The 2500-nt window shown below is 53.2% G+C and carries 1 tRNA gene and 2 rRNA genes (1 of these 3 cut by a window edge); all 3 read left to right on the top strand.

The window, feature by feature from the left end:
• Nucleotides 1-2121: ribosomal RNA gene (locus GGQ66_RS22700) — 23S ribosomal RNA — on the top strand (it extends 676 nt beyond the left edge of the window).
• A 97-nt stretch (nt 2122-2218) separates the two neighbouring features.
• Nucleotides 2219-2333: ribosomal RNA gene (gene rrf / locus GGQ66_RS22695) — 5S ribosomal RNA — on the top strand.
• A gap of 90 nt (nt 2334-2423) precedes the next feature.
• Nucleotides 2424-2500: transfer RNA gene (locus tag GGQ66_RS22690), tRNA-Met, on the top strand.

The raw sequence follows: 2500 nt of genomic DNA, 5'->3' as shown, positions 1-2500 counted from the left end.
CTGAACAGGGCGATTGAGTTAGTTGCATTAGACCCGAAACCGAGTGATCTAGCCATGAGCAGGTTGAAGGTTGGGTAACACCAACTGGAGGACCGAACCCGCATCTGTTGCAATAGATTGGGATGACTTGTGGCTAGGGGTGAAAGGCCAATCAAACTCGGAAATAGCTGGTTCTCCGCGAAAACTATTTAGGTAGTGCGTCGAGCGAATACCCACGGGGGTAGAGCACTGGATGGGCTATGGGGACTCACCGTCTTACTGATCCTAACCAAACTGCGAATACCGTGGAGTACTACTCGGCAGACACACGGCGGGTGCTAACGTCCGTCGTGAAGAGGGCAACAACCCTGACCTCCAGCTAAGGTCCCCAAGTCATGGCTAAGTGGGAAAGGATGTGAGGATCCCAAAACAACCAGGATGTTGGCTTAGAAGCAGCCATCATTTAAAGAAAGCGTAACAGCTCACTGGTCTAAATAAGGGTCTTTGCGCCGAAAATGTAACGGGGCTAAAGCCATGCACCGAAGCTGAGGATGTGCGCAAGCACGTGGTAGCGGAGCGTTCCGTAAGTCTGTGAAGGAGGACCCGTGAGGGCCTCTGGAGATATCGGAAGTGCGAATGTTGACATGAGTAACGACAAAGAGGGTGAGAGACCCTCTCGCCGAAAGACCAAGGGTTCCTGCTTAAAGTTAATCTGAGCAGGGTTAGCCGGCCCCTAAGACGAGGCGGACACGCGTAGTCGATGGGAACCACGTTAATATTCGTGGGCCTGGTGGTAGTGACGGATTGCGTAAATTGTTCGGTCTTATTGGATTGATCGGGCAGTGAAGCGGTTCCAGGAAATAGCTCCACCGTACAGACCGTACCCGAAACCGACACAGGTGGTCAGGTAGAGTATACCAAGGCGCTTGAGAGAACTATGTTGAAGGAACTCGGCAAATTGCACGCGTAACTTCGGAAGAAGCGTGACCCTTATGTACGCAAGTATGTGAGGGTGGCACAGACCAGGGGGTAGCGACTGTTTATCAAAAACACAGGGCTCTGCGAAGTCGCAAGACGACGTATAGGGTCTGACGCCTGCCCGGTGCTGGAAGGTTAAGAGGAGAGGTGCAAGCTTTGAATCGAAGCCCCAGTAAACGGCGGCCGTAACTATAACGGTCCTAAGGTAGCGAAATTCCTTGTCGGGTAAGTTCCGACCTGCACGAATGGCGTAACGACTTCCCCGCTGTCTCCAACATAGACTCAGTGAAATTGAATTCCCCGTGAAGATGCGGGGTTCCTGCGGTCAGACGGAAAGACCCCGTGCACCTTTACTATAGCTTTACACTGGCATTCGCCAAGGCATGTGTAGGATAGGTGGTAGGCTTTGAAGCAGGGACGCCAGTTTCTGTGGAGCCATCCTTGAAATACCACCCTTATCTTCGTGGATGTCTAACCGCGGTCCGTCATCCGGATCCGAGACAGTGTATGGTGGGTAGTTTGACTGGGGCGGTCGCCTCCGAAAGAGTAACGGAGGCGCGCGATGGTGGGCTCAGACCGGTCGGAAATCGGTCGTCGAGTGCAATGGCATAAGCCCGCCTGACTGCGAGACTGACAAGTCGAGCAGAGACGAAAGTCGGTCATAGTGATCCGGTGGTCCCGTGTGGAAGGGCCATCGCTCAACGGATAAAAGGTACGCCGGGGATAACAGGCTGATGACCCCCAAGAGTCCATATCGACGGGGTTGTTTGGCACCTCGATGTCGGCTCATCGCATCCTGGGGCTGGAGCAGGTCCCAAGGGTTTGGCTGTTCGCCAATTAAAGCGGTACGTGAGCTGGGTTCAGAACGTCGTGAGACAGTTCGGTCCCTATCTGCCGTGGGTGTAGGAATATTGACAGGATCTGTCCCTAGTACGAGAGGACCGGGATGGACATATCTCTGGTGGACCTGTTGTCCTGCCAAGGGCATAGCAGGGTAGCTATATATGGAAGGGATAACCGCTGAAGGCATCTAAGCGGGAAACCCACCTGAAAACGAGTGTTCCCTATCAGAGCCGTGGAAGACGACCACGTTGATAGGACGGGTGTGGAAGTGCAGTAATGCATGAAGCTTACCGTTACTAATAGCTCGATTGGCTTGATCGTTCTCATTGATCAATGCTCATCATCTCCAAAAAAGGAAATGATACCAACGACGCGTCAAAAAAATCCAGCTTCTCGAAAACAAGTTGCGCTTCGCTGACCTGGTGGTCATTGCGGGGTGGCTGCACCCGTTCCCTTTCCGAACACGGCCGTGAAACACCCCTGCGCCAATGGTACTTCGTCTCAAGACGCGGGAGAGTAGGTCGCTGCCAGGTCTGCAAATCGCAACTCATCTTCTCAGAACAAAATCAATTCTCGAAAACAAACATAGCCGCGCAAGCGGCATTCATGCTTCCAATATATAACGCGGGGTGGAGCAGCCCGGTAGCTCGTCAGGCTCATAACCTGAAGGCCGCAGGTTCAAATCCTGCCCCCGCAACCA

The sequence above is a fragment of the Allorhizobium borbori genome (assembly GCF_014196535.1).
GTDB classification, from domain to species: Bacteria; Pseudomonadota; Alphaproteobacteria; order Rhizobiales; family Rhizobiaceae; genus Ectorhizobium; species Ectorhizobium borbori.
The sequence above is the reverse complement of the archived record's forward strand: the minus strand, read 5'-3'. Positions and strand labels throughout refer to the sequence as shown.